General features: G+C 57.5%; 23 protein-coding genes, 1 tRNA gene and 1 pseudogene. 14 read left to right on the top strand and 11 right to left on the bottom strand.

Features of this window, described 5'->3' with window-relative positions:
* Window positions 1-107 precede the first annotated feature (107 nt).
* From APH41_RS12125 to APH41_RS12100, 6 genes are all read right to left on the bottom strand, one after another.
* Window positions 108-1,061, bottom strand: a complete 954-nt coding sequence (locus APH41_RS12125) for a D-2-hydroxyacid dehydrogenase family protein (protein WP_054919185.1) — start codon at window positions 1,059-1,061, stop codon at window positions 108-110.
* Window positions 1,062-1,086: 25 nt separating this feature from the next.
* Entirely contained in the window at window positions 1,087-2,088 is a 1,002-nt protein-coding gene (locus tag APH41_RS12120) for an alpha/beta fold hydrolase (RefSeq protein ID WP_054897381.1), read from the bottom strand.
* Between the two features lie 45 nt (window positions 2,089-2,133).
* The gene (locus APH41_RS12115) at window positions 2,134-2,577 is read right to left on the bottom strand and encodes a YqaA family protein (protein WP_054897382.1); all 444 of its coding nucleotides are present in this window, start codon (window positions 2,575-2,577) and stop codon (window positions 2,134-2,136) included.
* Between the two features lie 3 nt (window positions 2,578-2,580).
* Window positions 2,581-3,027 (bottom strand): DUF411 domain-containing protein, encoded by a 447-nt coding sequence (locus tag APH41_RS12110; protein ID WP_034127552.1) that lies wholly within the window; start codon window positions 3,025-3,027, stop codon window positions 2,581-2,583.
* A 93-nt stretch (window positions 3,028-3,120) separates the two neighbouring features.
* Complete coding sequence (locus APH41_RS12105) at window positions 3,121-3,579, bottom strand: SRPBCC family protein (protein WP_034127551.1); 459 nt, start codon at window positions 3,577-3,579, stop codon at window positions 3,121-3,123.
* A 133-nt stretch (window positions 3,580-3,712) separates the two neighbouring features.
* Entirely contained in the window at window positions 3,713-4,708 is a 996-nt protein-coding gene (locus tag APH41_RS12100) for an aldo/keto reductase (RefSeq protein WP_054919182.1), read from the bottom strand.
* Window positions 4,709-4,824: 116 nt separating this feature from the next.
* On the opposite strand from APH41_RS12100, the gene APH41_RS12095 reads away from it, so the two are divergent.
* On the top strand, window positions 4,825-5,736 hold the full coding sequence (locus APH41_RS12095; protein ID WP_054919178.1) for a LysR family transcriptional regulator: 912 nt from the start codon (window positions 4,825-4,827) through the stop codon (window positions 5,734-5,736).
* On the opposite strand, the gene APH41_RS12090 is transcribed toward APH41_RS12095, so the two are convergent.
* Window positions 5,733-6,638 (bottom strand): AraC family transcriptional regulator, encoded by a 906-nt coding sequence (locus tag APH41_RS12090; RefSeq protein WP_054919177.1) that lies wholly within the window; start codon window positions 6,636-6,638, stop codon window positions 5,733-5,735. The genes APH41_RS12095 and APH41_RS12090 overlap by 4 nt on opposite strands.
* A gap of 103 nt (window positions 6,639-6,741) precedes the next feature.
* Between APH41_RS12090 and APH41_RS12085 the strand changes: the two genes are divergently transcribed.
* The 5 genes from APH41_RS12085 to APH41_RS12065 are packed head-to-tail and all read left to right on the top strand — an operon-like array spanning window position 6,742 to window position 11,147.
* Window positions 6,742-7,302: a carboxymuconolactone decarboxylase family protein gene (locus tag APH41_RS12085; RefSeq protein WP_054897387.1), complete on the top strand. Its 561-nt coding sequence runs from the start codon at window positions 6,742-6,744 to the stop codon at window positions 7,300-7,302.
* A gap of 39 nt (window positions 7,303-7,341) precedes the next feature.
* The gene (locus APH41_RS12080) at window positions 7,342-8,403 is read left to right on the top strand and encodes an acyl-CoA dehydrogenase family protein (protein ID WP_054919175.1); all 1,062 of its coding nucleotides are present in this window, start codon (window positions 7,342-7,344) and stop codon (window positions 8,401-8,403) included.
* Window positions 8,400-9,203, top strand: coding sequence for an ABC transporter ATP-binding protein (locus APH41_RS12075; protein WP_054919174.1), 804 nt, complete (start codon window positions 8,400-8,402; stop codon window positions 9,201-9,203). Before APH41_RS12080 ends, APH41_RS12075 begins: the two co-directional genes overlap by 4 nt.
* Complete coding sequence (locus APH41_RS12070) at window positions 9,190-10,389, top strand: ABC transporter substrate-binding protein (protein WP_054919173.1); 1,200 nt, start codon at window positions 9,190-9,192, stop codon at window positions 10,387-10,389. The genes APH41_RS12075 and APH41_RS12070 overlap by 14 nt, the downstream gene beginning before the upstream one ends.
* Window positions 10,386-11,147: an ABC transporter permease gene (locus APH41_RS12065; RefSeq protein ID WP_054919169.1), complete on the top strand. Its 762-nt coding sequence runs from the start codon at window positions 10,386-10,388 to the stop codon at window positions 11,145-11,147. Before APH41_RS12070 ends, APH41_RS12065 begins: the two co-directional genes overlap by 4 nt.
* Before the next feature lie 122 nt (window positions 11,148-11,269).
* Here APH41_RS12065 and APH41_RS29360 read toward each other — a convergent pair whose 3' ends face one another.
* Window positions 11,270-11,401, bottom strand: a complete 132-nt coding sequence (locus APH41_RS29360; RefSeq protein WP_254914091.1) for a hypothetical protein — start codon at window positions 11,399-11,401, stop codon at window positions 11,270-11,272.
* Window positions 11,402-11,575: 174 nt separating this feature from the next.
* Here APH41_RS29360 and APH41_RS12060 point away from each other — a divergent pair, with 174 nt between their 5' ends.
* On the top strand, window positions 11,576-11,770 hold the full coding sequence (locus tag APH41_RS12060) for a hypothetical protein (RefSeq protein WP_014718591.1): 195 nt from the start codon (window positions 11,576-11,578) through the stop codon (window positions 11,768-11,770).
* A gap of 10 nt (window positions 11,771-11,780) precedes the next feature.
* Here APH41_RS12060 and APH41_RS12055 read toward each other — a convergent pair whose 3' ends face one another.
* Entirely contained in the window at window positions 11,781-12,161 is a 381-nt protein-coding gene (locus tag APH41_RS12055) for a hypothetical protein (RefSeq protein ID WP_034127544.1), read from the bottom strand.
* Window positions 12,162-12,399: 238 nt separating this feature from the next.
* Here APH41_RS12055 and APH41_RS12050 point away from each other — a divergent pair, with 238 nt between their 5' ends.
* The 5 genes from APH41_RS12050 to APH41_RS12030 all read left to right on the top strand — a co-directional run bounded on the left by APH41_RS12050 (window position 12,400) and on the right by APH41_RS12030 (window position 18,267).
* Window positions 12,400-14,679, top strand: a complete 2,280-nt coding sequence (locus tag APH41_RS12050) for an acylase (protein WP_054919168.1) — start codon at window positions 12,400-12,402, stop codon at window positions 14,677-14,679.
* A gap of 214 nt (window positions 14,680-14,893) precedes the next feature.
* Window positions 14,894-14,967: transfer RNA gene (locus tag APH41_RS12045), tRNA-Cys, on the top strand.
* A gap of 704 nt (window positions 14,968-15,671) precedes the next feature.
* Window positions 15,672-17,003 (top strand): nucleoside 2-deoxyribosyltransferase, encoded by a 1,332-nt coding sequence (locus tag APH41_RS12040; protein ID WP_054919157.1) that lies wholly within the window; start codon window positions 15,672-15,674, stop codon window positions 17,001-17,003.
* Entirely contained in the window at window positions 17,000-17,620 is a 621-nt protein-coding gene (locus APH41_RS12035) for a 7-cyano-7-deazaguanine synthase (protein WP_054919154.1), read from the top strand. Before APH41_RS12040 ends, APH41_RS12035 begins: the two co-directional genes overlap by 4 nt.
* A complete protein-coding gene (locus APH41_RS12030; protein ID WP_054919152.1) occupies window positions 17,617-18,267 on the top strand; it encodes a hypothetical protein in 651 nt (216 codons plus the stop codon). The genes APH41_RS12035 and APH41_RS12030 overlap by 4 nt, the downstream gene beginning before the upstream one ends.
* A 72-nt stretch (window positions 18,268-18,339) precedes the next feature.
* On the opposite strand, the pseudogene APH41_RS12025 reads toward APH41_RS12030, so the two are convergent.
* Window positions 18,340-19,188 (bottom strand): annotated as a pseudogene (locus APH41_RS12025) (tyrosine-type recombinase/integrase).
* A gap of 219 nt (window positions 19,189-19,407) precedes the next feature.
* Window positions 19,408-19,644, bottom strand: a complete 237-nt coding sequence (locus APH41_RS12020) for a DUF4224 domain-containing protein (RefSeq protein ID WP_054919150.1) — start codon at window positions 19,642-19,644, stop codon at window positions 19,408-19,410.
* A gap of 118 nt (window positions 19,645-19,762) precedes the next feature.
* Here APH41_RS12020 and APH41_RS12015 point away from each other — a divergent pair, with 118 nt between their 5' ends.
* Together APH41_RS12015 and APH41_RS12010 are read left to right on the top strand one after the other, a co-directional pair.
* Complete coding sequence (locus APH41_RS12015) at window positions 19,763-20,509, top strand: hypothetical protein (protein WP_054919145.1); 747 nt, start codon at window positions 19,763-19,765, stop codon at window positions 20,507-20,509.
* A gap of 753 nt (window positions 20,510-21,262) precedes the next feature.
* A complete protein-coding gene (locus APH41_RS12010; RefSeq protein WP_233098190.1) occupies window positions 21,263-23,458 on the top strand; it encodes a P-loop NTPase fold protein in 2,196 nt (731 codons plus the stop codon).
* The last annotated feature ends 21 nt before the right edge of the window (window positions 23,459-23,479 follow it).

The raw sequence follows: 23,479 nt of genomic DNA, 5'->3' as shown, positions 1-23,479 counted from the left end.
CTTGCTCCCACTGGGGCGCGTAGCGGCCCCAAAATTTTGGGAGCGCTGCGCACTCCAGCGGGAGCAAGCTCCCTCGCCACAGGGGGGGGGTGCACTTTAATGGTGCGTCAGGCGAGCCCGCGAAGGGGCACACCCTCGGCCCAGGCTTGGATATCTTCGATCATCTGCTGATAGAACTGCCGGTAATTCTGCTCGCTCACATACCCCACGTGTGGCGTTGCGAGCACATTGGGCAAGCGGCGAAACGGGTGGTCAGCCGGCAGCGGTTCCTCGGCAAACACATCCAGCGCCGCCCCGGCCAGGCGTCCGCTGCGCAATGCTTGCAGCAGTGCCTGCTCGTCCACAATCGGCCCGCGTGCGGTATTTACCAGGCGCGCTGTGGGCTTCATCCAGCCCAACGCTTGCGCATCCACCAGACCACGGCTGCGCTCGCTGAGCACCAGATGGATGGTCAGAATATCCGTCTGCTCAAACAGCTCGCGCTTGCTGACCCAGGTCACCCCCGATTCAGCCGCGCGCTCCGGCGTGAGGTTTTCACTCCAGGCAATCACCCGCATGCCAAACACCTGGGCAAACCTTGCGACTTTCTGGCCAATGCTGCCCAGCCCCAGGACGCCCAATGTCTTGCCGTGCAGGTCGCCGCCCAGGCCGACCTGCCATCCGCCCCCGCGCAGCGAGTTGGCTTCGGCGAGCAGGTTACGTGTAGAGGCCATGATCAAGGCCCAGGTCAGTTCCGGTGCGGCGTGTTTATAGCTGTCGGTGCCGCACACCTGGATGCCCAAGGCCTTGGCTGCGGGAAGGTCGATGGCGGCATTGCGCATGCCGCCGGTCACCAGCAATTTGAGCTGGGGCAGCCCTTGCAGCAGGGCTTTGTCAAAGGTTGAGCGTTCGCGCATGAGGCAAATCACCTCGAATCCTTTCAAGCGCTCGATCATGGTGGCGGTATCGGCGGGGTAGTCGTGGAGAAAATGCACCTTGCCCACGCTGTCCAGCGCCGACCAATCCGCCACGTCGCTGGCCACGTTTTGCCAATCATCCATCACTGCGATCTGTATCGACATGCACGCGGGCCTCGAAAAGTGGCAATTAAAGGGCGTTCAACCCGTGCAACAGGGCTTTATGAAACTGTTCCGGCTCTTCCATCTGGGGCGCATGGCCCAGGCCGGGGAACTCCACCAACGTGGCGCGGGGAATCAGCTTGGCCACCTGCTTGCCCAGTACCTCGTAATGACCAATTTTGGCCTTGACCGCCGCCGGCGCCACATCTTTGCCGATGGCGGTAGTGTCGCTGGTGCCGATCAGCAGCAGGGTGGGCACCTGCAAGTCTTTGAACTCGTAGTACACCGGTTGGGTGAAGATCATGTCGTAAATCAGCGCCGAGTTCCAGGCAACCTGAAGATGCCCCGGGCCTTGGTTCAGGCCGGCGAGCATGTCTACCCAGCGCTCGTACTCGGGTTTCCAGCGCCCAACGTAATAGGTGTTTCGCTCGTAATTGCGTACACCGTCGGCGCTCAGTTTCAGCTCGCGCTGGTACCACTGGTCGACGCTCTGGTAGGGCACGCCGAGGGCTTTCCAGTCTTCCAGGCCAATGGGGTTCACCAGCCCCAACTGTTCGGTTTGCTGGGGGTACATCAGCGCATAGCGTGTGGCGAGCATGCCGCCGGTGGAATGGCCGATCACCGTGGCCTTTTGAATGCCGAGCTTTTCCAGCAGTTGATGGGTGTTGGTCGCCAGTTGCTGGAAGCTGTACTGGTAGTGGTCGGGCTTGCTGGAGGTGCAAAAACCAATCTGGTCCGGGGCGATGACGCGGTAACCGGCGTCACTGAGCGCCTTGATCGAACCCTCCCAGGTAGCGCCGCAAAAATTCTTGCCGTGCATCAGCACCACGCTGCGGCCGTTTGGAGTGCCGGTGGCGGGGACGTCCATGTAGCCCATTTGCAGGGATTTGCCCTGGGATTGGAAGGCAAAATGATTCAAAGGGTAGGGGTATGCAAAGCCCTGCAACTCAGGGCCGTAGGTGTCAGCTAACACGGGCGCCGCGCTGACCGAAAACAAACCGGCTACGCATAATGTACGGATAAAAGGCATGGGTTTTGGCTCCGAGACAGATGCCCGGATGCTCTTTGCCCGCGATTAACGGGGGATTAACGCCCACTGCAACGTCAGCGCTGCGATTACGCCATAGCGCAGGCTTTTCGCCAGGGTTACCAGCAGTAGAAAACGCCACAACGGCTCACGCATCACCCCAGCCACCAACGTCAGCGGATCACCAATGACTGGCACCCAACTGAGCAACAACGTCCAGTGCCCCCAGCGTGCGTAATGGCTGCGAGCCTTGTCCAGCTGATTGGCGCTCACCGGGAACCAGCGTCGCTCTTTGAAGCGCTCGACCGAGCGCCCCAGCAGCCAATTGACCAGCGAGCCCAGCACATTACCCAGGGTGGCGATGCCCAGCAGCAGCCAAAGGTTGTAATGCCCGCTGAGCAGCAGGCCGACCAGCACAGCTTCCGACTGCAGGGGCAATAACGTCGCGGCGCCAAATGCCGCGCCGAACAGCCCCAGGTACCCCATCAACACCGGTCAGTGAGCCGGGTAGTCCGCTACCACCACGTCTTCGCCGTCGCGGGTCAGGCCAATGATTTGATACGCCTCGCTGCGTCCGTCTACTTCCATGCCTGGCGAGCCCAATGGCATGCCCGGTGCGGCAAGGCCCAGCAGGTCGTTGCGCTTGCGCAGAGCCAGGACCTGCTCGGCGGGTACGTGGCCTTCGACGAACTTGCCGTCGATCACCGCGGTGTGGCAGGAGCCAAGGCGTGGCGCCACGCCCAAGCGTTGTTTCACCGCGCTCATGTCGGCTTCAACGTGGTCGTTGACCTTGAAACCGTTGCTCTCCAAGTGGCTGATCCACTTCTTGCAGCAGCCGCAGTTGGCGTCGCGGTGTACATCGATGGGGATCAGTTCGGCGGCCTGGGCCAGAGTGGTGGTAAACAGGGCACTGAGCAGGGCCAGTCGCAATGGGGTTTTCATCGTGGGTCTCACTGAAGGCGCGGCAATAAGCCGGGCATTCTCCCTGCTTTTGCCGGCATGTTTGCAATGTGACGTCGTGGTAATGTTTCTAAATTATACGAACCCCGGATTGTCCAGCCGCTGCTTGAGCCGGTCCAACGCAATTGACGACAACGCGACCATGCGCTCATGCAAAGACGCCAGTTGCAGTTCAGTCTCGTAAGTCAGCACCCGTTTGAACAGGGTGCCGCCCTGATGAGCGCGCAAGCAGTAATGGATGCAACCGTCAACCGCCAGGGAGGTGAACACGGTCTTGAACTCGCTGGGGCGGCGGGCGATTTGTACGCGGTAACTCATGGGGACGCGTATGCCCAGCAGGTCGATGATTTCGGTAAAGCGCGTGCCGACCGGTAATGAGCCGGTGGTGCCGGTGTCGGCGCTGAGGGAGGTGGGGTGCCACTCGTGCCAGCGGTCGGGCTGGGTCACATAGTCATAAACCGCCTCGATCGGCGCCTGGATGAAGCGTTCCTGACTGATCTGCTCCAAGCGGACCGAATGCTCAGTCGCGTGCATGACACACCTCCTGTGTGGCGGTTTTTACACTAGGAGTTGTGAGAATAGTCTGACTCCCATGCTTTGCACGGGAGTCGGCAGACCGTTGATCAATCCCGCTGAGAACGGCCCCCACAAGGGGTTCCAGCAGACGCTAGATATCCAGCATGGCCAGCACTTCCTTGGGGTAACGCAGGCCTGCGGTTGCATTGGCAGGGAAGATCGCATCCAGCGCAGCCAGTTCGTCAGCGCTGAGAGAAATCGACAGCGCCTCCACATTCTCTTGCAGATAGGTGCGCCGCTTGGTGCCGGGAATCGGGATGATGTAATCGCCTTGGGCCAATACCCAGGCCAGCGCCAGTTGCCCGGCCGTGACACCTTTGTCTGCCGCCAGGCTCTTGACCTGTTCTACCAGCAGCAGGTTTTTCGCAAAGTTCTCCCCCTGAAAGCGCGGGCTGAAGCGTCGGTAATCATCGGCGCCGAAATCATCCGGGCTCTTCAAGGCGCCGGTGAGAAAACCTCGGCCCAACGGGCTGTACGGCACAAACGCGATGCCCAGGCGCTGGCAAGCGGCGAGGCAACCATTGTCTTGCTGGTCGCGGCTCCACAGCGAATATTCACTTTGCAGGGCGCTAATGGGATGGACCTTATGCGCCCGTTCCAGAGTAGCGGCGGACGCCTCGCTCAGGCCCAGATAGCGCACTTTGCCCTGTTTCACCAGGTCGGCCATGGCGCCGACCGTTTCTTCGATGGCCACGTCGGGGTCGATACGGTGCTGGTAGTACAGGTCCAGCGTATCCACCCCCAGGCGTTGCAAGGTGCCGTCGATGGCGTTGCGGATATACTCGGGCCGGCCATTCACCCCGCGCACTACGGGGTTGGCAGGGTCGCGCACAATCCCGAATTTACTGGCCAGGAACACTTGGTCGCGCTTGCCGGCAATAGCCTTGCCGATCAGTTGCTCATTGGTGTGCGGGCCGTACATGTCCGCAGTATCGAGAAAGTTGACGCCCAACTCCAGGGCGCGGTGCAAGGTTGCGGTGGCTTCGGTGGTATCGGTGCCGGGCGTGTAGAAATCGGTCATGCCCATGCAGCCAAGGCCGATGGCGGACACATGCGGGCCGTTTTTACCGAGTTGTCGAGTGTGCATAGGGAAGCTCCTTGTGATGAGGGGCCCATTGTTACCCTTGAAAAAATGCAGATAAACCCGCTAAAAGTGCTATCACTGTTCGTAATATCTAAACAATTTCCCGCGGGAGCATTCTCTTGGATCGTTTTAACGCCATGCGCGTGTTCACTCGGATTGTTGAATTGGGCGGGTTTGCCAAGGCCGCCGACAGCCTGCAATTGCCACGCGCCTCCGTGACGATCCTGATCAAGCAACTGGAGGCCCATCTCGGCGTGCAACTGCTGCAGCGCACCACGCGCCACGTCAGCCCGACCCTGGATGGCGCGGCGTACTACCAACGTTGCGTGCAATTGCTGACTGATCTTGAGGAAACCGAGGCGGTGTTCTCCACGCGGCGCCAGAACCCCCGGGGCACATTGAGCATCGATATGCCCTCAGGCATTGGGAGCTTGATTGTGATTCCGGCCTTGCCAACGTTCACCGCGCTGTACCCACAGATCGAGTTGGAGATCGGGCTCAATGACCGGCCAGTGGATCTGATTCGCGAAGGCGTCGATTGCGTGTTGCGCGGTGGTCCGGCCCTGGATGAATCGCTGGTGGCACGCCCCTTGGCGATGATGGAACAACTGACCCTGGCCAGCCCCGCGTACCTTGAACGCATGGGCACGCCCACTTGCCTGGAGCAGTTGGCGGGTCACCAAATGGTCGAGTACGTGTCCAGCGCCAGCGGTAAACGTTTTGGCCTGGAATTTCTGCTGGGCAGCGAGTTGCATCCGATCAACCTGCCGAAAGTGGTTGCCGTGAACAGCTCTGCCGGTTACTTCGCTGCGTGCGAAGCCGGCTACGGGCTGATCCAGTCACCTCGTTATCACTCCCTGCGCCAACTGGCCGAGGGCACGCTGGTGCAGGTGCTCCCTGATGTGGCAGTGCCGAAGATGGCGCTGACTGCGTTGTACCCGCCTCATCGGCAGTTGTCGCAGCGGGTGAGGGTGTTCGTCGATTGGCTGGTGCAGTTGTGCGGTCGGCCCGGCACCGGCTTGCAAGGCTAGGCTTGCGCCCTGCGATAGGCGCCAGGCTGTTGCCCGGTGACTTTATGGAAGGCTCGGGTAAACGCCGCCACCGATTGATACCCGGCCGCCAGCGAAACCTCGGCCACGGTCTGGTCCGCCTTGAGCAACCCACAGGCGTGGCGCATGCGGATCATGAGCAGTACTTGCCCGGGCGACTGCCCACACAGTTCGCTGAAGCGCTTGAAAAACGCCGAGCGCGACAACCCGGTACAGGCCGCCATGCTTTCCAGGCTCCAGGGCTCGGCGGGGCGGGCGATCAATTGCTCCAGCAAATGTGCGAACGCCGGTGCCCGGCCAAGGGCCGCCAGGCCGCCAAGCTCGGTGTTGTCGAGCACTTGCTGGCGCAGCACATACAGGAACAGCAGGTGGCACAGGCGCTCAAGCAGCGCGGAAGAGGGCGCTGGGGTGCGTGCGCATTCTTGCAGGATCAATTCGAACAGGTTGCGTGCAGCCATCAGCGACGGGTCGCCGGCGCGCAGGATGATCCAGCTGGGCAGGGTGTCGACGATCAGCGTCGACAATCCGGATTGGAAGTGAAAGAAACCGCAGACTAATCCTACGCCGTCCGTGGCCGTGCTATCGAGAGGCAGCATCGAGCGGCGTGGGCACTGCTGGGCGCCGGCCGCCGTGGCTTGGCCGGAAAGCCTGAAGGCAAAGTCCCGCAGCAGGAACACCGCATCACCATTGTTCAGGTGTTGGGGCGTTGAATCACCGTCGATATGCAGCCAGCAATCGCCTTGCACAATCAAGTGGAAGCTCGCCTGCGCCAGGCCATGGGTGCTCGCGTGCCAGTCACCGCAATAACGGCCGACGTGAAACAGGCTGGTGTTGAGTTCGAGGCTATCTAATAACCAATCGACAAGTACATCGGACGAATTCATCTAATGGAAAGACTCAAGAGCAAGTAATCGCTACTTTAGCCTATTGAGCGCTTTTTTTAGAACCAACAGACTGGGGCATTCAAACCCAACAGGAGTCCACTTCATGTCCCGTGTACCGTTGCTCACGCCTGAAACCGCACCGGAAGCCGCCAAGCCCTTCCTGGAAAACGCGCTGAAAGGCTCGGGTTTTATCCCTAACCTACTGGGCGTACTGGCCAACGCACCGGCTGCGCTGGAAACCTACATCACCGTCTCCGGTTTGAATGCCAAGGCCGAGCTGAGCCTGGCCGACCGCGAAGTGGTGCAACTGATTGCCGCCACTACCCACGGTTGTGATTTCTGCGTCGCCGGCCACACGGCGGTTGCCCGCAACAAAGCCAAGTTGCCCGAGGAGGTGATCGAGGCCTTGCGCCGCCGGGGTGAGTTGCCTGACGCGCGCTATGAGACACTTGCCGCGTTTACCCGTGAAGTGATCGCCACCCGTGGGGATGTGAGTGACGCGGGCTTTGAGGCGTTCCGCGCCGCTGGCTACACCGACGGCCACGCGCTGGAAGTCATCCTGGGTGTCAGCCTGGCAACCCTGTGCAACTTCGCCAACGTGTTTGCCCGCACCCCGCTGAACCCGGAGCTGGCGCAATACCGTTGGGAAAAACCGGCCAACTGATTCGGCGTTGGCCCACCTGCTGTAAAAGGAGAGACATGAATGCTTGACCCAATCTTGAGCCGTTGGCTCGATGTTCAAGCGCAGGCCCTGGACGTGGGCAGTTGCGATCCACAGGAAGTGCTGCCACGGCTGGCAGAAGCCAATATTCTGAGAATCGGTGTGCCCACCCACCTGGGCGGCCTGGGCGGCGATGTGGCGGGTGCGGTCGAGGCCATCGCCAATGTGGCCAGCCATTCCCTGGCAGCGGCGTTTGTGTGCTGGGGCCAGCGCTCGTTTATCGAGTACTTGCTGCAGAGCCCCAATCAGCGCTTGCGCGAGCAGCTGATGCCAGACCTGCTCAGCGGCAAGTTGGCCGGCGCCACCGGGCTGTCGAATGCGATGAAATTCCTGTCGGGTATCGAGACATTGCAGATCAGCGCCGAGCCCAACGACCACGGTTGGACCCTCAACGGTCGCCTGCACTGGGTGACCAACTTGCGCAAGAATGGCTTTGTCGCTGCGGCGGCCATCGAGCATGCCGGGGGCGGCGCGCCATTTATCCTGGCGATTCCGGACTCGGTGGCCGGGTTGCAGCGCTCCCGTGACCTGGAGCTGCTCGGGCTGCAATCGAGCAACACCGCAGCGCTGGGCCTGGAAGGCGTGGAGCTGAGTCGCGAGTGGTTGTTGCACGAGGATGCGCGCAAGTTTTTACCGGCGGTACGCCCGGCGTTTCTGGGCTTGCAGTGCGGTATGTCGATTGGTTTGGCACGGCGTTCCCTGGCTGAAGTAGCCCACCATTTGGGCGCCAGTCGTACCGTGTTGCGCGACGAGCTGGAAGCCCTGCGCGCAACGCTGGATCATCTGGTCAGCGAGCTTGAAAAGGGGCTGTTGGCCGGGCGCTTTACCGCCGAGCCCATACCGCTGTTCAAACTGCGTATCGCCTTGGCCGAAACCGCCGCCAGCGCTGTGCAGCTTGAACTGCAAGCCAGCGGTGGCAAGGCCTACCTGACCGCCCACGGCAGCGGCTTTGCCCGGCGCTGGCGCGAGTCGGCCTTTGTACCGATCGTAACGCCCAGCCTGGTGCAACTGCGTACCGAGCTGCACCGCCAGGCCAGTCTATGAGCCAGGCGGTATTGACGGCCCAGGGCATTCGCCTGGGGTACGGCAGCGGGCCGGTGTTGCAAGGCTTCGACTTGCACTTGCAACCGGGTGAAGTGGTGTCGATCCTGGGCCCCAGCGGCGTGGGCAAATCCAGCCTGCTGCGGGTGCTGGCTGGCTTGCAGGTACCTCAATCTGGCCGTGTGCAGGTATTGGGCGAGCCATTGAGCGGCCCGCATCCGCGCGTGGTGGTGGCCTTTCAAGACTCGAGCCTGCTGCCTTGGTTGACCCTGGAAAAGAACGTCGCCTTTGGTCTGGATTTCGCCCGCCAACCGCACTTGAGTGGTGAAGAGCGCCGCCGGCGTGTCGACCACGCCATTGCAGCGGTAGGGCTGGAACCTGCGCGCCAGCAGTTCCCGGCGCAATTGTCCGGTGGCATGGCCCAGCGCACGGCATTGGCTCGCTGCCTGGCGCGTCAGCCGCAAGTGTTGCTGCTCGACGAACCCTTCGGCGCCCTGGACGAAGTGACCCGCGCCGATATGCAGCACCTGTTGCTCAAGGTCAATCGTGAGCAGGGTTCGGCGGCGGTATTGATCACCCATGACATCGACGAAGCGCTGCTGCTGTCGGACCGCATCCTGCTACTGGGTAACCGCCCGGCGCGGACGTTGGGCGAGTGGGCTATCGATTTGCTGCACCCTCGGGAAGAACAGGTCGAGGCCATCGGCGCGCTGCGTATCGAAATTTTGAAAACCTTACGGCAGGCGAGCCGCCCTCAACCCAATCCCCTTGAACAACAGGAGTTTACTTATGTGTCTGGATGACCTGGCCCACTCGCGCCGTGACTTTCTCAAACTCTCCGCCGTGCTCAGTGCCGCCGGCGCCTTGCCTCTGCTGAGCAGCCTGCAGGCGCGTGCCGCCAACGAGCCCGACGCGCCGGTGCGCATTGGCTATCTACCTATCACCGACGCCACGCCGCTGCTGGTGGCCCACAACAATGGCCTGTTCGAAGCCGAAGGCATCAAGGCCGAGCGGCCAGTGTTGTTGCGCAGCTGGGCCCAGGTGATCGAGGCGTTTATCTCCGGCCAGGTCAACGTGATACACCTGCTGTCGCCAATGACCGTATGGGCGCGCTACGGCAGTAAAGTGCCGGCCAAAGTCGTGGCGTGGAACCATGTGGGCGGTTCGGGCTTGACCGTATCCCCAGGTATTACCGACGTGAAGCAACTGGGTGGCAAGTCGGTGGCGATTCCGTTCTGGTACTCGATTCATAACGTGGTGGTGCAGCAACTGTTCCGCGATAACGGCCTCACGCCGGTCACTCGTGCCACCGGCAGTTCGATTGCCGCCAATGAGGTCAACCTGATCGTGTTGCCGCCCTCGGACATGCCTCCGGCCCTGGCCAGCAAACGCATCGACGGCTACATCGTCGCCGAACCGTTCAATGCCCTGGCAGAAAACCTCAAGGTCGGTCGCGTGCAGCGCTTCACGGGTGACGTGTGGCGCAACCACGCGTGCTGCGTGGTGTTCATGCACGAGCACGACCTGGCTAACCGTCCGGAGTGGTCGCAGAAGGTGGTGAACGCCATCGTCAAGGCCCAGGTGTGGACCCGCAACAACCGTGAAGAGGCGGTGAAGCTGCTGTCCAAGGATGGCCCGAACCGTTACACGCCCCATGCCGAGCCGGTGTTGAGCAAAGTCCTGGCGCCGGCGGCCAGCGACCGCGCCTCCTACGTGGCCGACGGCGCGATCCAGCACGCCAACTGGGACGAGCATCGCATCGACTTCCAACCGTACCCGTTCCCCAGCTACACCGAAGAACTGGTGCGGCGCTTGAAGGACACCTTGATCGAAGGCGACAAAAAGTTTCTCACGGGCCTAGACCCGGCCTTCGTGGCCAAGGACCTGGTGGACGACCGCTTCGTGCGCAACGCGATCGAAGCCGTGGGTGGCATGCAGACCTTCGGTTTGCCGGATGGTTATGAGCGGCACGAGGAGATCGGCGTTTGAACAACAGCAGAATCCCCGGCTGGTGGCTGGGGCTGAGTGGCTTGGCGGGTTTGTTGGTGGTGTGGTGGCTGGGCGTGAAAGTGTTCGGCGAGGCCGATGGCCTGTCGGCACGCTTTTCCCTGGCGGCCACCGCCAGCAGTTTGTGGGAATTGCTCGGGCGGGGTGAGTTGTACCTGCATATCGCCGTGAGCCTGAAGCGTATTTTCGTCGGGCTGTTTATCGCGTTGTTGGTAGGCGTACCCCTCGGGCTGCTGGTGGGCAGTTCGCGTAACCTGGAGGCGGCGACCACGCCAGCGTTCCAGTTTCTGCGGATGATTTCGCCGCTGTCCTGGATGCCGATCGTGGTGATGCTGATGGGCGTGGGCGACCAGCCAATCTATTTCCTGCTGGCCTTTGCCGCTGTCTGGCCGATCATGCTCAACACCGCAGCGGGCGTACGTCAGCTCGACCCGCGCTGGTTACAGTTGAGCAAGAGCTTGAGCGCCACGCGTTGGGAAACCTTGCGCCGGGTGGTCATTCCTGGCGTGGTAGGGCATGTGCTGACCGGCGTGCGCCTGGCCATCGGCATCCTGTGGATCGTGCTGGTGCCCTGCGAAATGCTCGGGGTCAGTGCGGGGCTGGGGTATTACATCCTCGACACCCGTGATCGGCTCGCGTATTCGGAGTTGATGGCGATGGTAGTGGTGATCGGGGTGCTGGGGTTCGCGCTGGATGCGTTTGCGCGTTGGTTGCATCGGCGGTGGGTGCATGGCGGCTAAGTGGTTGAAACTGGCGTCGAGGCTCCGAACCCGCCTGACGAGTAGGTAATGTCGATGCAGTAACGCGTGAAGCCCCCAAGCGTGCTGCACGCGTTGTGCACGAAGCGTTATCCGGATGCAGATCAGCGGCGCTGGTAACCGCCACCACCCTCATAGCGGTGATCATGCCAGCCCCCGCCGCGCGGGAAGAAGAAACAACCGCCCAGGCTCAGCATGATCATCAGTGGAACCAGCAGGATGAGTCGTCGCAGCATTTCACAGTTCTCCAAGGGGTATTCGCAAGGCCTGTCAGGCGGAGGGCAAGCCAAAACTTTTCATCGCCTGTAACATAAGACCCTGCCGAAACCGCGCCATCCCCGTGACTGGGTATGTGCTTGGCATGCACGGCGATACACAGTGGATACATTCTTCAGGTTCAGGAACTCGTCATGACCCAAAAGCAACGCTTGAAATACTCGCTTCTGATTGCCCTGGCTGTACTGGGCGCGATGTTCGGCCTGTCTTATCTGCAGAACACAGGCGTGATCAGTGAAAAAACCTTCCAGTACCTGGCCATCGCGATTGCCGTGGTCGTCGTCGTGATCAACGGCATCATGCGCCGCAAGGTCAAGCCTAACTTCTGACGGGCGTCAGTCAGGCACGACCTTCGAGTACCTTGGCAGCCTCTTCATGGAGGCTGTAGCTCTTGTCAGCGTTGAGGGTGATCACGCCCTCGCTGCATAGACGCTTGAGTACCTCGCGCACGCTGAGAAACGACAACGGTATGCCCAGCTCCAGCAAATGGCTGTGCACGCCGCGTACCCCGAGGGTGCGCTGATTGTCGGCGGCAGTGAGGAGGGCGTCGATGACCTTCAGCCGGATCAGGCTGGTGCGCAAACCGAAACACTTGAGCAAATGGCGGATGCGCTGGTTGCCCTGCTGTTCGGGCGCGTTACCGAACGCCCGTGCGTCGTTGCCATAGTGGGTATCTGCGGCCTTTGAATGTCCATCCGTGGGCACTTGCGGGTTATACATGCAAAAACTCCTTTTCAGAGCCTGATCAGGAAAAAGATGGTGCTCTTGGGGAATAAGACGAACGAGTGACGCAAATCATGAAACGATGGATGTAGAAAATTTGTCGGTATCAGGTTTGTCACATCCCCTGCGCCGTCGATAGGCAACCTTGTGCGGTTAAATTTTGCCGGACGATGTGCGTTCTTACGGTGGGGTAACCATCCCTCGTGAGGCTGTTCAATTTGACTGTGGAGTCGGCGTGATTATTTCCAAGGGGTTGTCCAGAGTGGGCACGGCAGGGCTGTTACTCGCCTTGAGCCTGGCCGTATCGGCACGCGAGCAAGTGACGCAGACGTCGGCGGATATACGGCGTACCAGTTATGGCGTGCCGCATATTCGCGCCTCTGATGAGCGGGGCCTGGGGGTAGGTATGGGTTACGCCTATGCCCAGGACAACCTGTGCCTGCTGGCCAATGAAATAGTCACGGTCAATGGCGAGCGGGCGAGGTTTTTCGGGCCGGACCAGGCGACCCTGGAAGAGCGCAACAACCTTGCCAGCGATGTATTCTTCAACTGGTTGAATACACCCGAGGCCGTTGCGGCATTCTGGAAAGCCCAGACGCCCGAAATGCAACAGCGCATCGAAGGGTACGTGGCCGGCTACAACCGTTATCTCAAGGATAAGGGCGCACCCGCACAGTGCCAGGCCGCGTGGGTACGGCCCTTGGTAGTGCAAGACCTGGTGAAGTTGACCCGCAGGCTATTGGTGGAAGGGGGCATCGGCCAATTCGCCGAAGCCTTGGTCGGGGCAGCACCGCCGCAGGCCACCGCCAGTGTGCAGTCCGGTGCCAAAGCCTTTGCCACGGCCGCCGCCAACCAGCAACGCTTCACGCTGGATCGAGGCAGCAATGCCGTTGCCGTGGGCCGTGACCGCTCATTCAATGGCCGTGGCATGCTGCTGGCCAACCCGCATTTCCCGTGGGTGGGCGGCATGCGTTTTTACGAGATGCACCTGACCATCCCGGGCCAGTTGGATGTGATGGGCGCCGCACTGCCAGGGCTGCCCGTGGTGAACATCGGTTTCAACCAGCATGTGGCGTGGACCCACACCGTGGACACGTCCAAACACTTCACCCTGTACCGCCTGACCCTCGACCCCAAGGACGCCACCCGTTACCTGCTGGACGGCAAGTCCATCCCCCTGGAGAAAACCGCCGTAACGGTACAGGTCAAGCAAGCCGACGGCAGCCTCAAGGCCGTGACCCACACCGTCTACAGTTCGCAGTTCGGCCCCGTGGTGCAATGGCCGGGCAAGCTCGACTGGGACAACCACTACGCCTTCAGCCTGCGCGACGCCAACCTGGGCAACGACCGGGTGCTGCAACAGTGGTACGCCATGAACCGCGCCGGTAGCCTCAAGGAGCTGCAAACCTCAGTGCATACCCTGCAAGGCATCCCCTGGGTCAACACCCTGGCCGCCGATGACCAGGGCCAAAGCCTGTACATGAACCTGTCGGTAGTGCCCAACGTCAGCGCCGCCAAGCTGGCAAAATGCAGCGACCCACGGGCCGGCCTGCAAATGATCATGCTCGACGGCGCCCACAGCGCCTGCACGTGGGACATCGACCCGCGCGCGGCCCAGCCGGGTATCTTCCCGGCCGACCAGTTGCCCCAGTTGCAACGCACCGACTACGTGCAACACTCCAACGATTCCGCCTGGATGGCCAACCCCAAGGCGCCGCTAAGTGGCTTTTCGCCGGTGATCAGCCAGGACAACATCGGCCTCGGCCCGCGTGCGCGCTTCGCGCTCCAGCGCCTGCAAACCCTCGAGCAGCAGCCGATCACCGTCACTGATCTGCAAGACATGGTCATGGATAACGAGGTGTATCTGGCGGGCCAAGTCATGCCCGACCTGCTGACGTTCTGCGCCAAACACCTGGGCACTGACGCCGCTACGCTACAGCCGCTGTGCACCAGCCTGAAAAACTGGGACCAGCGCGCCAACCTCGACAGCGGCGTCGGCCTGGTGCACTTCATCAACCTGGTGCAGCACCTGCAGCAAATCCCTGACGCCTGGCGCGTGGCCTTCGACCCGGCCCATCCCCTGACCACCCCTAGCGGCCTCGCCATCGACCGCGCCCCGGTCGCCAAGGCCTTGCGCGCAGCCATGCTGGCCTCCAGCGCTGAGGTCAGCAAACTGGGGCAGACCCGCTGGGGCGATATCCAAGTCTCCGGCCAAACCCCCATCCACGGCGGCCCGCAAGAACTCGGTATCTACAACGCCATGCAAACCGTGCCCCGCGCCGACGGCAAACGCGAAGTCGTCAGCGGCACCAGCTACCTGCAAATCGTCAGCTTCGACGACAAAGGCCCCAACGCAGTCGGCGTCCTGGCATTCTCCGAGTCCAGCAACCCGGCGTCCGCCTATTCAAAGGACCAGACCCAAGCCTTCTCCGAGAAAAAACTGCGCCCATTGCCCTTCACCGAGGCCCAGATCAAGGCCGACCCGCACTACCAAATCCACACGGTGAAGGAGTAGGGCAGAGGCGCAACCCCTTGATGCCAAGGCAGAATATTTTTTGAAATCAAGGGGTTGCAGGCCTAGGCAAATGAGTACATAATGGCGCCCATCGAACGCAACGAAGCATTAAAAACTTCAATGTATTCAATGAGTTAGAGTAGAGGCAGGTTTCACGTAGCCCACTCAAGTTTGTATGCGGTGAATGTCAGCAACCAGGGCATTGATCGTTTGAGGCCGAGTAGCAAAATGGTTATGCAGCGGATTGCAAATCCGCCTACGCCGGTTCGATTCCGACCTCGGCCTCCACTCTTGAAAACCCCGTAGATTAGCGTCTACGGGGTTTTTTATTGCCTGTAATTTGAGGATCACTTCTGCAACTTTTTGAATCACTTCCTCAACCAGCCCTTTTTACGAGCTAATGAGCGCCCTAGGCGGTACGAATCACAGAGCAGTTCCTAGCATCTGCAGGCTCCAGTATCGTGCCAACCTATTAAGGCTGTTTTCTGCATTTATGAAGGGTTCATCCAGTTAGTTAATTTCCGACAGCTGGATTGCATTAACCCATGGAAGAGGATACAAACACCTTCCACTGAGGCAAATCGCTATCACAAGGAGGGTGTTATGGGGAGCTCTGGATCTGGGCGTTTTTCGGATTATCCTGGTACGAAACCCAAGGAAGTAGCAGGCGACGGTGCAGGAGTTGCCGGAGGTACAAGCGGAGTTGATAGGTGCAGCCAGGCCTTTCACGTACTGTTGGAAGATGTTGGAAATGGCCAGTTTTACTCGCAGTCCCGGACTGTCCCATCTCTGAGTACTCAGTTGACGATTATCTTCGACGGACAGCGCGTTTTTGCGGTTGACGCAAATGGTTTGAAGGTTGGTGCACTTCCTACGCTATATAATTATCTTGTTGCATGCATGCAAGACGGTGTTACTTACGTAGGTGTGGTCACTTCGTCCGCGGCATCACCCGTACCTACCGTCGAAGCTGACTTCGTGCCGCAATAATTATGGGCACTATAGAAAGAGTCTTGGTGGTCGGAGAGCTTGTTGTCGATTACACGCTGGGCCAGCATGGTTCAATGTGTAAGCTTCGCTTGGGGGGTGTAGCGCATGCTGCAAGAGGGCTTTGGGCAGCAGGGGTTGAATACTCCGTTGCTGTTTTTTGTCCGCAATATCTCGTCGACGAAGCAACTGACTATCTTGCGCAGCTTGAGTGCTACGAATTCATCTGGCTTGGGGATGTGGTCGGAGCTCCCAATGTCATTGTCATTGGCGATGTGACGGAGGTTGCGCATCAAGGTTATGAGGACCTTATGCGTGAAACGAAGAGATTGAAGCTCCGCGATCCTTTACCCTCGTTAGAAGCTTACCAAAAGGTTGTTGTCTTTCCGGGCAAGTTCAGCATTGAAGCGCTTGCTCAGGCATTCTCCAAAGATGCACGGTTCTCGTTCGATGTTGCCTATGATCTTGAGGACCTATCGTCGGTCGAAGCGTTTCGAGGTCGGTTGCAAGCAATCATTATTTCGACGTCATCGTCTCTGTTCATGAATTTAGGGCATGAAGACCTTGATGGATTGCTTGCTGCCGTGCGAACACTTTCACCAGAAGTGTTCCTGCTTAAAGAGAATCGTGGTGGGAGCCGGCTTTTCGATTTGCGTAAGGGAACCGTTCTACAGATCCCGGCAACGTTGGGTCGCACCATTAATTCCGTGGGCGTAGGGGATGTTTACTCAAGTGTTATGGTCGCCCACTCACAGAAAGGGTGGGTCGAGGCGGCATGGCGTGGGTGTCAGGCTGCGACAATCTACTCTCAGTCTACGTTCCCAGACGATATCAAGCGGGAAGTACAGCGCGGGTTTAGGCTGCCTTTAAGTTCGCTGCAAGGTCTTGGTGGGACGTCGCTTCCGTGGCACGACCGGCAGAAGTACTCTATTTATCTCGCAGGCCCGGACTTTTCTTGCGTCGACAAGCGAGAGCTTGATCGGGCGGTGGATAGCCTCACGTACCACAATTTTAGAGTACGACGACCGATAGTAGAGAACGGTGAGTTAGAGAGGCCGGCCACAGAAAGCGGTCTGCGTCGAGCCTATTTTTTGGACTGTCAGCTACTTAGGGACTGCGACGTGGTATTTGCAATTCCTCTCGATCGTGACCCCGGAACCCTCGTAGAGATTGGGATGGCTATTGAAATGGGCAAAAAGATAGTCACCTATGATCCTCGGCGCGAGAATGAAAACACGATGGTCATGGTTGGTAGCTCTATATTCTCCGCCGACCTCGACACATGTCTCAACGGAACCTTCAACTTAATTGCTGAATTAGGGCGCGAAAAGTCATGAAAAAGGCCCTATTACTGGCATCAGGTGGTTTGGACTCCACCACCGTGGGATATCAGCTCGTCGCCCAAGGCGTTGAAGTAGTACCAATTTTTTTCGATTACGGGCAGCATTGCGCCGACGTTGAATGGGAGCGGGTGAATGAGGTCCTTCCATCCGGAATGGTGCGACCTGAGCGCTTTGATATCTCGGATATTTTCCGGGGGTCGCAGTCCCGCCTTATCCGAGAGGCTGATCTCTGGATAGAAGAAGTGAAGGACGACGACCTGTACATCCCGTATCGGACGATGCTCTTCTTTGCCGCTGCTGCAGCGCGCGCCCAGACCGTCGGGATTTTGGATGTCTATACTGGCTTCATTAACAGCAACCACGCTAAAGAAATCGACTGTACTGCTGCGTTTATGAACAGCCTTAATGGGCTAACCTCGACAATAGGCTCTGTCCGTTTCCATTCACCCTTCCGATACTCCTCCAAAAGCGATGTGGCTATGGCTGCAGCTGCGCTAGGCGTACCGATTGGTAGGACCTACTCCTGTCAGGCGTCGGCCCATTTTCCATGCGGCGCTTGCCCGAACTGTGTTGAGCGCTTGAACGCGCTGAAAGAGGCTAAATTGGTATGAGAAACTCCCTCGTCGATGTTCTCCTGGTTGCACGTCGTATTGCTAACCGCGCCAAGGAGGAGGGCGCGCTCTTCGATGAGAAGCATCCGCGTGCCACTTGTGAGCATCTTGGGGCGGTGCTGGCAGACTCTGTACTTCAGGCGGGCCTCAATTATACGATGGTCGTGCGGCCTCGTGTCCTTGCAATTCTGCAGTCGCATCCGGATCTGGACACAATCTCCTCATTGGTCTCGTTGGTTCAAGCTAGCAATGTCGGTGCTTTTTTGAATTGGCGCCATTTTGAAAAAGTGGGCCGATTTGAAGCACTTGTGCTTTTCTTGCAGGGTAGGGGAATCGAAGACGCGCAAGATCTACGCACAGCTTTGGTTTCCGCCGAGTTCTGCGATGCAATTCAAACAGTGAATGGCATCGGGCCAAAAACGGTTGACTATATGGCGTGCCTGGTTGGTATCGACTCTATTGCTGTTGATCGTCACGTTCGTGCCTTCGCACGATCGGTTGGTGTTGAAAATGACGATTACCATTTTCTCCGTAAGTCGTTTTGTTGTGCTGCCGATCTCCTATCTCTTCCTCGTCGCGAGTTCGATGCCTGGCTTTGGCGTCGCGCGACCGTACCTGCTCAGGTACAGCTGAGCTTGGCTGTCTAAGCACGCATTGGTGATGTCCAATTGAATAGTGGGTAACTGCTGGTTAACGGCCATTAATGACTCAAAGGTAAGTTATTTTGTGGGCTTAATAATCTCACCGACTCGCCTGTATACCTTTTTGGTCATCTCTTCGGTTGAGTGGTCCAGAAGGCGGCTCGCGTGCGTCAGTTCGATCTCGCTTGCGGCTTTCGGCCGGATGTCCTTGAACTGAAACTGCCGGATGCTGATGGCTAGCGCTGGGTCACCGTCCACGGTTGCTTTTATAGCAGCCTTCTCCCGTGCGTCGTCCCACCGGTTGCGTAACATCTGCTGGCTCATTCGAAGCCCTGACGCGTTATTGATCAGGGTTGAGGTCCTAATGCCATTGATGGTTCTGCGTTCCTGCAGGTCATCGATAAAGGCACTCAGCCCCGACTGGATGCCTGCATCCTCCAAACGAAGGCGCAGCCGCTTTTCGGTCTTGCCCTGGCCAATCAGCAAAAATCCGTTGTTCAAATCGGTAGCCGCGATCTTGAGCACATCGGCGGGGCGCAGTCCTGTCAGGTAGGCCAGATCCATAGCATCCTTGAGCTCCTGTAAGACCTCGGCGTACACGGCGTTCCACACAACTTCACCAGCGTAATAGTCGCGCGGCTTTTCCTTGTTGCGGCGCACGCCAAAGCAAGGGTTGGCTTTGTCGGTAAGGCCCCACTCACGCGCAATGGTAAAGGCGTGAGAGAGAGGGGCGATCTCACGGTTCGCTCTCACCTTAGCTGTTCTGGCATCGCGGTACTGGGCAACCACCTAGGGCGTGATCGACTCAATGGGCGCACTCTCAAATGCTCTCCTGAGCTGCTTGAGTTCCTTTCGGTTGTCTGATTGGGTACGAACGGACTTGCCCGGGATGATTTCCTTTTCATACCGGTCGAACACGTAGCCCATCAGGTGATTGGGTTTCGGCGGTGCCTTCCGCTCGAGTCTGGCCCATTCGACTTTCGCTTGGTCCAGGTCGGTGCCCAGCGGAATTTCCTTTCGTTTTCCGTCCGCAGTCCTGCCGTCGTAGTAATACTATATCCAAGTCTTTCCGCTTTTACCCCTGCGGATGCGCCGTATCATCCGCGGCGGAAGATCCCGGTTGGCTGTGCTTTTCTGGCGCATAGATCAACTCACATTCGAAAGGTCGAGCGTCCAGGTTTCGGCGACGGCGTTAGACGCCGAAGGCTTAACGCCTGCTAGTTTCAGTCGAGCGTATACCCTACCCACGATAGGGCGTCGGGCACCGGTCAGAACGAACTCCCAACGGTTGTCAGTTAGCCATTGGATTTGTTTGTATGGGAGCAGATAGCCAGTGATAGCTGTCAGCTCTTCCTCTGCGAGGGTTTCGCTTTGTATTTCCATTAGGTGGTCCTTGCCGCTGTGGTGGCTGACTTTGAAGGGGGGGGGTAGTGCTGGGTATAGATCTAGCTTGTAGAATTGGTCAAGCTTCGCGTTATTTCAGGCTAAGGATGAGCTTTCGGTGAAAAAGTTAGAAATTCCAGAAGGTTTAAAGATTGCTAGTATTTGGTTGGTTTGGGCGTTTGTTGCTGTTGGCGTTGTTGGATGGTCGCTATTTATTGTGTTGAGAGCTTTTGATGTCACCCAAGATGCGGCTGCCTGGGTGCAGGCTTTTGGTTCAATACTTGCGATCGTAGGAGCTTTGTCAGTGAGCCGAAAGCAGGTTCAGGCACAAAGCGATGTCGCTTCCGCCCAAATTCAGCATCAAATGAACATGGTGGAACAAGCGGCGAGGGATAAAGCTGAAGCTTTCTTTGCTGTCGTTGATTATGCAGCAACAAGCTGCGTTGCGATCTGCAATATGGCTCGTCAGAAGATGCCTGTTGAAATTATGGGGATGCAGTGGGAGGCGCATTTGAAAGAGGTATCTCAGGCAAGTCTTATGGCTCTCAGGAGAGTCCCTGTGCATGAGTTAGGGTCTTATGAACTAGTTGTTGGGTACTCCACGGTTTTGGCTTCTTATATTAATTTTATTAGCGAAACTGAAAGAACAATTAGTGGCGACCGTCAGTATCACTCGCCGGAGTCTAGTGATTTGTATGCAGGGATGATACAACATAACGCCATGCTACAAGCTGGGTTTGAAGTTTTCAAAATGGCTCATGCCCTTAAGTTTGGTGGATTACCTGAAGGGACAGAGCAACCTGTACAAAAGGAAGAGGGAGAACGGACAGTATCAGAGGGTGATACTGTGGTTGTGAGTGGCTGAATCAGGGCATACTGCTGCCTCAACTATGCGGCGCAAATACGGGTAGTCATGGTTTCTTTCAACAGCCTTGCCATCGACCAGGTAATGCCACTCATCACCGAATAGCTCGGCCAACAGCTTGCTATGATGCCGGCATTCGTTCGAACTCTCGATACTGGGCAAGATGCCGATTTAATGCCAAAGCTCGCCCAGTTCCCAATCGTGGCGCCCGTTCTGTTGTCGGCGGTGCTGGACGATACACTTCTTGGTGAGAGCATGTAGCGCGTCACCACCGAACATGGTGGGGTTGATTCCGCGATCTAGGCAGCTCAGAACGTAGTTCCAGCTGCATTTGGTGACGTACTCTGCGACGGTGTGCGACCTCACCCCGCCCAAGTAGGTATTCCAGCTGTTGTCTCAGCAGTTGATGGTGATTTGGCTCTGGGCTTTCTGGTCGTTCGGATCGGATTCGGTCGGACAGCCATGCCGACTGAAATCTTCGGGAAGACTGTGGTGGCGTTAAGCTGTGGCGCGTCGGTGATCACCAACTTCGTAACGGTCGATCGACCAACCTGTAGCGGCTCTGTCAGGCTGTTTTCTGTGGGCATGGGGATACCGGTATGGCAATATGCTGCTAATGAATGTTTCGGCGCGTGATCTAAGTGCGAAATAATACAAATAAGTTGCTTTTGGTCGCAGGCCTGCTAGGAGCTCTAGTGACATTGCATTCGGATATTCAGGAATACTCACTACAGAAAGGGATTCTAGGGATAAATGATGGGGAAGAAAATAGTGGGGGAGAGTAGTGACAATACTGTGAGCCGGGACTTTTCGGATATTGATTTCGACGTTCCCTTGCAGCCGAGTTCTGCGCTAGCAAAAGATAAGCTATCACGTGGGGGGTTTGCCGAAATTGCAGCCGTAACGCTACGAAAGGTCACATCCTCAGCAGGATTTGTGTTGTCGATTGAGGGGCCATGGGGCAGCGGAAAAAGTTCGACCCTTGCGATGATTGAAGCGCTGCTTACCACCGGAGATGAATTGGGTGCGCCGATTATTGTGCATTTCAACCCATGGTTGGTGGGCGAGAAGGATGCCTTGCTGCGTCAGTTCCTCTCCAGAATTGCCAGTGCGATCAAGTTAAGTGACCGTACTCAAGGGGCCAAAAAGGTCGCAACAGCAATCAAGGCTTATGGCAAAGTCTTCGACCTAGTAAAGCTGATCCCAGGGGCCGAACCTTGGGCTTCGATGATCAAATCCGTTGTAGAAGCTACCGGAGACGCGACAGGGTCAATATCCGAGTACAAGACTCCCGATGTCGAGGAATACAAACTGCGACTGGAGGAGGTGCTTAGGAAGTTTGAACGCCCCATCATAGTGTTTATTGATGATATTGACAGGCTATTTCCTAACGAAGTGTTTGAGATGATTCGGATCATCAAGGCAGTGGGAGGATTACCCCGTGTCGGCTACGTTGTGGCGTGGGATTCGTCCTATGTCATTGGCGCGCTTGAGAATCTCGGGGTTCCGCAAGCTGGTAACTACCTGGATAAAATTGTTCAGGTAAGAATGTCGCTTCCTAACCTTTCACTGACGGCACGCGAAAAGCTGCTCAATAGCGCGTTGGAAGGACTTGATCCTAGTGCATTACACCCACGCTTTGCTGGCCAAGATAAGCGGATGAGGTTCCTTTTCCACTCCGGGCTACGTGACTTCTTAAATCAACCCAGAGACATTGCTCGAGTTTTTAATGCGCTACGCATCATTGAACCTCTCCTTCGAGGGGAGATCGTCTTAGCTGATATTCTCGGGCTAGCTGCGTTGTCCGTGAAGGCACCCGCGGTGTTTGAAATGCTGAAAAAGAAACCACACCTTTTCGTGGGACGCATGCGTAACGATATTTTAGAAAGAGGAACATCTGACAAAATCATAAAGGATGGTAATGACGAGCGAAGGCAAGCTTATGAAGCTGGTGCCGCTGGAGGCTCTGCTCAAAAAATGGTTCATTTTCTTTTTCCTGAAGTGGCGGTTGCTGAGAAAGAGCATTCATTAGGAAGAGGCTCATATGTGGAGGGCGTCATTGCTCATCCGGCGAGGTTAGCTATTGCTCTTCAGTTGGGGGTGACAGACGGTGATGTCAGCATCAAAGCTGCCAGGAGTTACCTACAAAACCCAAACCTCCGACGTCAAGTGGTATCCGGATTGACTAGTGAAAACTGTGACGCGTTTGTCGAGATGGTCGGGGAAGTCGGTGTATCCCTACAAGGAGAAGGTATCTCGGATATGGATGAGCTCTGTTTATCAATTGCCCGTCTCGTGGATGAGCCACTATTTGTTGACCGAGCCCTATCAAAAGGAATGCGATTTAGCCCGCGCATTGAAGATTTTGCATTGCAAAAAATTTATGCGCTCGCCAATACAGGAGATAACAAAATATTCGGGCGAATTGCGATGAATATTGCAAAGGATGATTTTGCACTTTCCTGCGCCGCAGAAATTTTAAGAAAAAATTACGGCCAGGAACGCGAAGAATATTACGGTGACGATAGACTTGTAGATGAAAGCAAGGCAGATATTATTCAAACATTTGCCACGAATGTACAGGATGCTGGGCGCAAAGGAGAACTGTTCGAGAAAAACCGTGCAGGTTTCATATTGCGAACGCTTGCTTTAGTCGCACCTCAGGAGTGCTCCAAGCTTTTGACAGAGCTGAAGATCGTAGACCCAACACTGGATCGTTTCGCGCTCGTTTATTTTATGAGCTCTTGGGACTCATCGAAAGGCGACGCATACAGCTTGCATCAGAATGAGGTTCTTGACACTGCGTACTGCACGCTGGAGGACATCAAGAAACATGCATCCATGCGACTGAAGGACGAGTTTCTCGAGTATCCAGCAAAAGCGGTATGGCGATCTTTGCTTGAAAATAAGAGTTTATACGGTGTCGATGGAACTGAAATGACACGATGAGAAGGAAATTTCTACGGCCCA

The sequence above is a fragment of the Pseudomonas sp. NBRC 111138 genome (assembly GCF_001320835.1).
Classification (GTDB): domain Bacteria; phylum Pseudomonadota; class Gammaproteobacteria; order Pseudomonadales; family Pseudomonadaceae; genus Aquipseudomonas; species Aquipseudomonas paracarnis.
The sequence above is the reverse complement of the archived record's forward strand: the minus strand, read 5'-3'. Positions and strand labels throughout refer to the sequence as shown.

What these genes read in the sequence shown, in the direction of transcription:
- APH41_RS12020 (WP_054919150.1), bottom strand. Translation starts at nt 19,644, where the DNA reads ATGGAAATACAAAGCGAAACCCTCGCAGAGGAAGAGCTGACAGCTATC.
- APH41_RS12085 (WP_054897387.1), top strand. Translation starts at nt 6,742, where the DNA reads ATGTCCCGTGTACCGTTGCTCACGCCTGAAACCGCACCGGAAGCCGCC.
- APH41_RS12090 (WP_054919177.1), bottom strand. Translation starts at nt 6,638, where the DNA reads ATGAATTCGTCCGATGTACTTGTCGATTGGTTATTAGATAGCCTCGAA.
- APH41_RS29360 (WP_254914091.1), bottom strand. Translation starts at nt 11,401, where the DNA reads ATGCTGCGACGACTCATCCTGCTGGTTCCACTGATGATCATGCTGAGC.
- APH41_RS12100 (WP_054919182.1), bottom strand. Translation starts at nt 4,708, where the DNA reads ATGCACACTCGACAACTCGGTAAAAACGGCCCGCATGTGTCCGCCATC.
- APH41_RS12060 (WP_014718591.1), top strand. Translation starts at nt 11,576, where the DNA reads ATGACCCAAAAGCAACGCTTGAAATACTCGCTTCTGATTGCCCTGGCT.
- APH41_RS12125 (WP_054919185.1), bottom strand. Translation starts at nt 1,061, where the DNA reads ATGTCGATACAGATCGCAGTGATGGATGATTGGCAAAACGTGGCCAGC.
- APH41_RS12040 (WP_054919157.1), top strand. Translation starts at nt 15,672, where the DNA reads ATGGGCACTATAGAAAGAGTCTTGGTGGTCGGAGAGCTTGTTGTCGAT.
- APH41_RS12105 (WP_034127551.1), bottom strand. Translation starts at nt 3,579, where the DNA reads ATGCACGCGACTGAGCATTCGGTCCGCTTGGAGCAGATCAGTCAGGAA.
- APH41_RS12035 (WP_054919154.1), top strand. Translation starts at nt 17,000, where the DNA reads ATGAAAAAGGCCCTATTACTGGCATCAGGTGGTTTGGACTCCACCACC.
- APH41_RS12120 (WP_054897381.1), bottom strand. Translation starts at nt 2,088, where the DNA reads ATGCCTTTTATCCGTACATTATGCGTAGCCGGTTTGTTTTCGGTCAGC.
- APH41_RS12075 (WP_054919174.1), top strand. Translation starts at nt 8,400, where the DNA reads ATGAGCCAGGCGGTATTGACGGCCCAGGGCATTCGCCTGGGGTACGGC.
- APH41_RS12030 (WP_054919152.1), top strand. Translation starts at nt 17,617, where the DNA reads ATGAGAAACTCCCTCGTCGATGTTCTCCTGGTTGCACGTCGTATTGCT.
- APH41_RS12110 (WP_034127552.1), bottom strand. Translation starts at nt 3,027, where the DNA reads ATGAAAACCCCATTGCGACTGGCCCTGCTCAGTGCCCTGTTTACCACC.
- APH41_RS12080 (WP_054919175.1), top strand. Translation starts at nt 7,342, where the DNA reads ATGCTTGACCCAATCTTGAGCCGTTGGCTCGATGTTCAAGCGCAGGCC.
- APH41_RS12070 (WP_054919173.1), top strand. Translation starts at nt 9,190, where the DNA reads ATGTGTCTGGATGACCTGGCCCACTCGCGCCGTGACTTTCTCAAACTC.
- APH41_RS12010 (WP_233098190.1), top strand. Translation starts at nt 21,263, where the DNA reads ATGATGGGGAAGAAAATAGTGGGGGAGAGTAGTGACAATACTGTGAGC.
- APH41_RS12055 (WP_034127544.1), bottom strand. Translation starts at nt 12,161, where the DNA reads ATGTATAACCCGCAAGTGCCCACGGATGGACATTCAAAGGCCGCAGAT.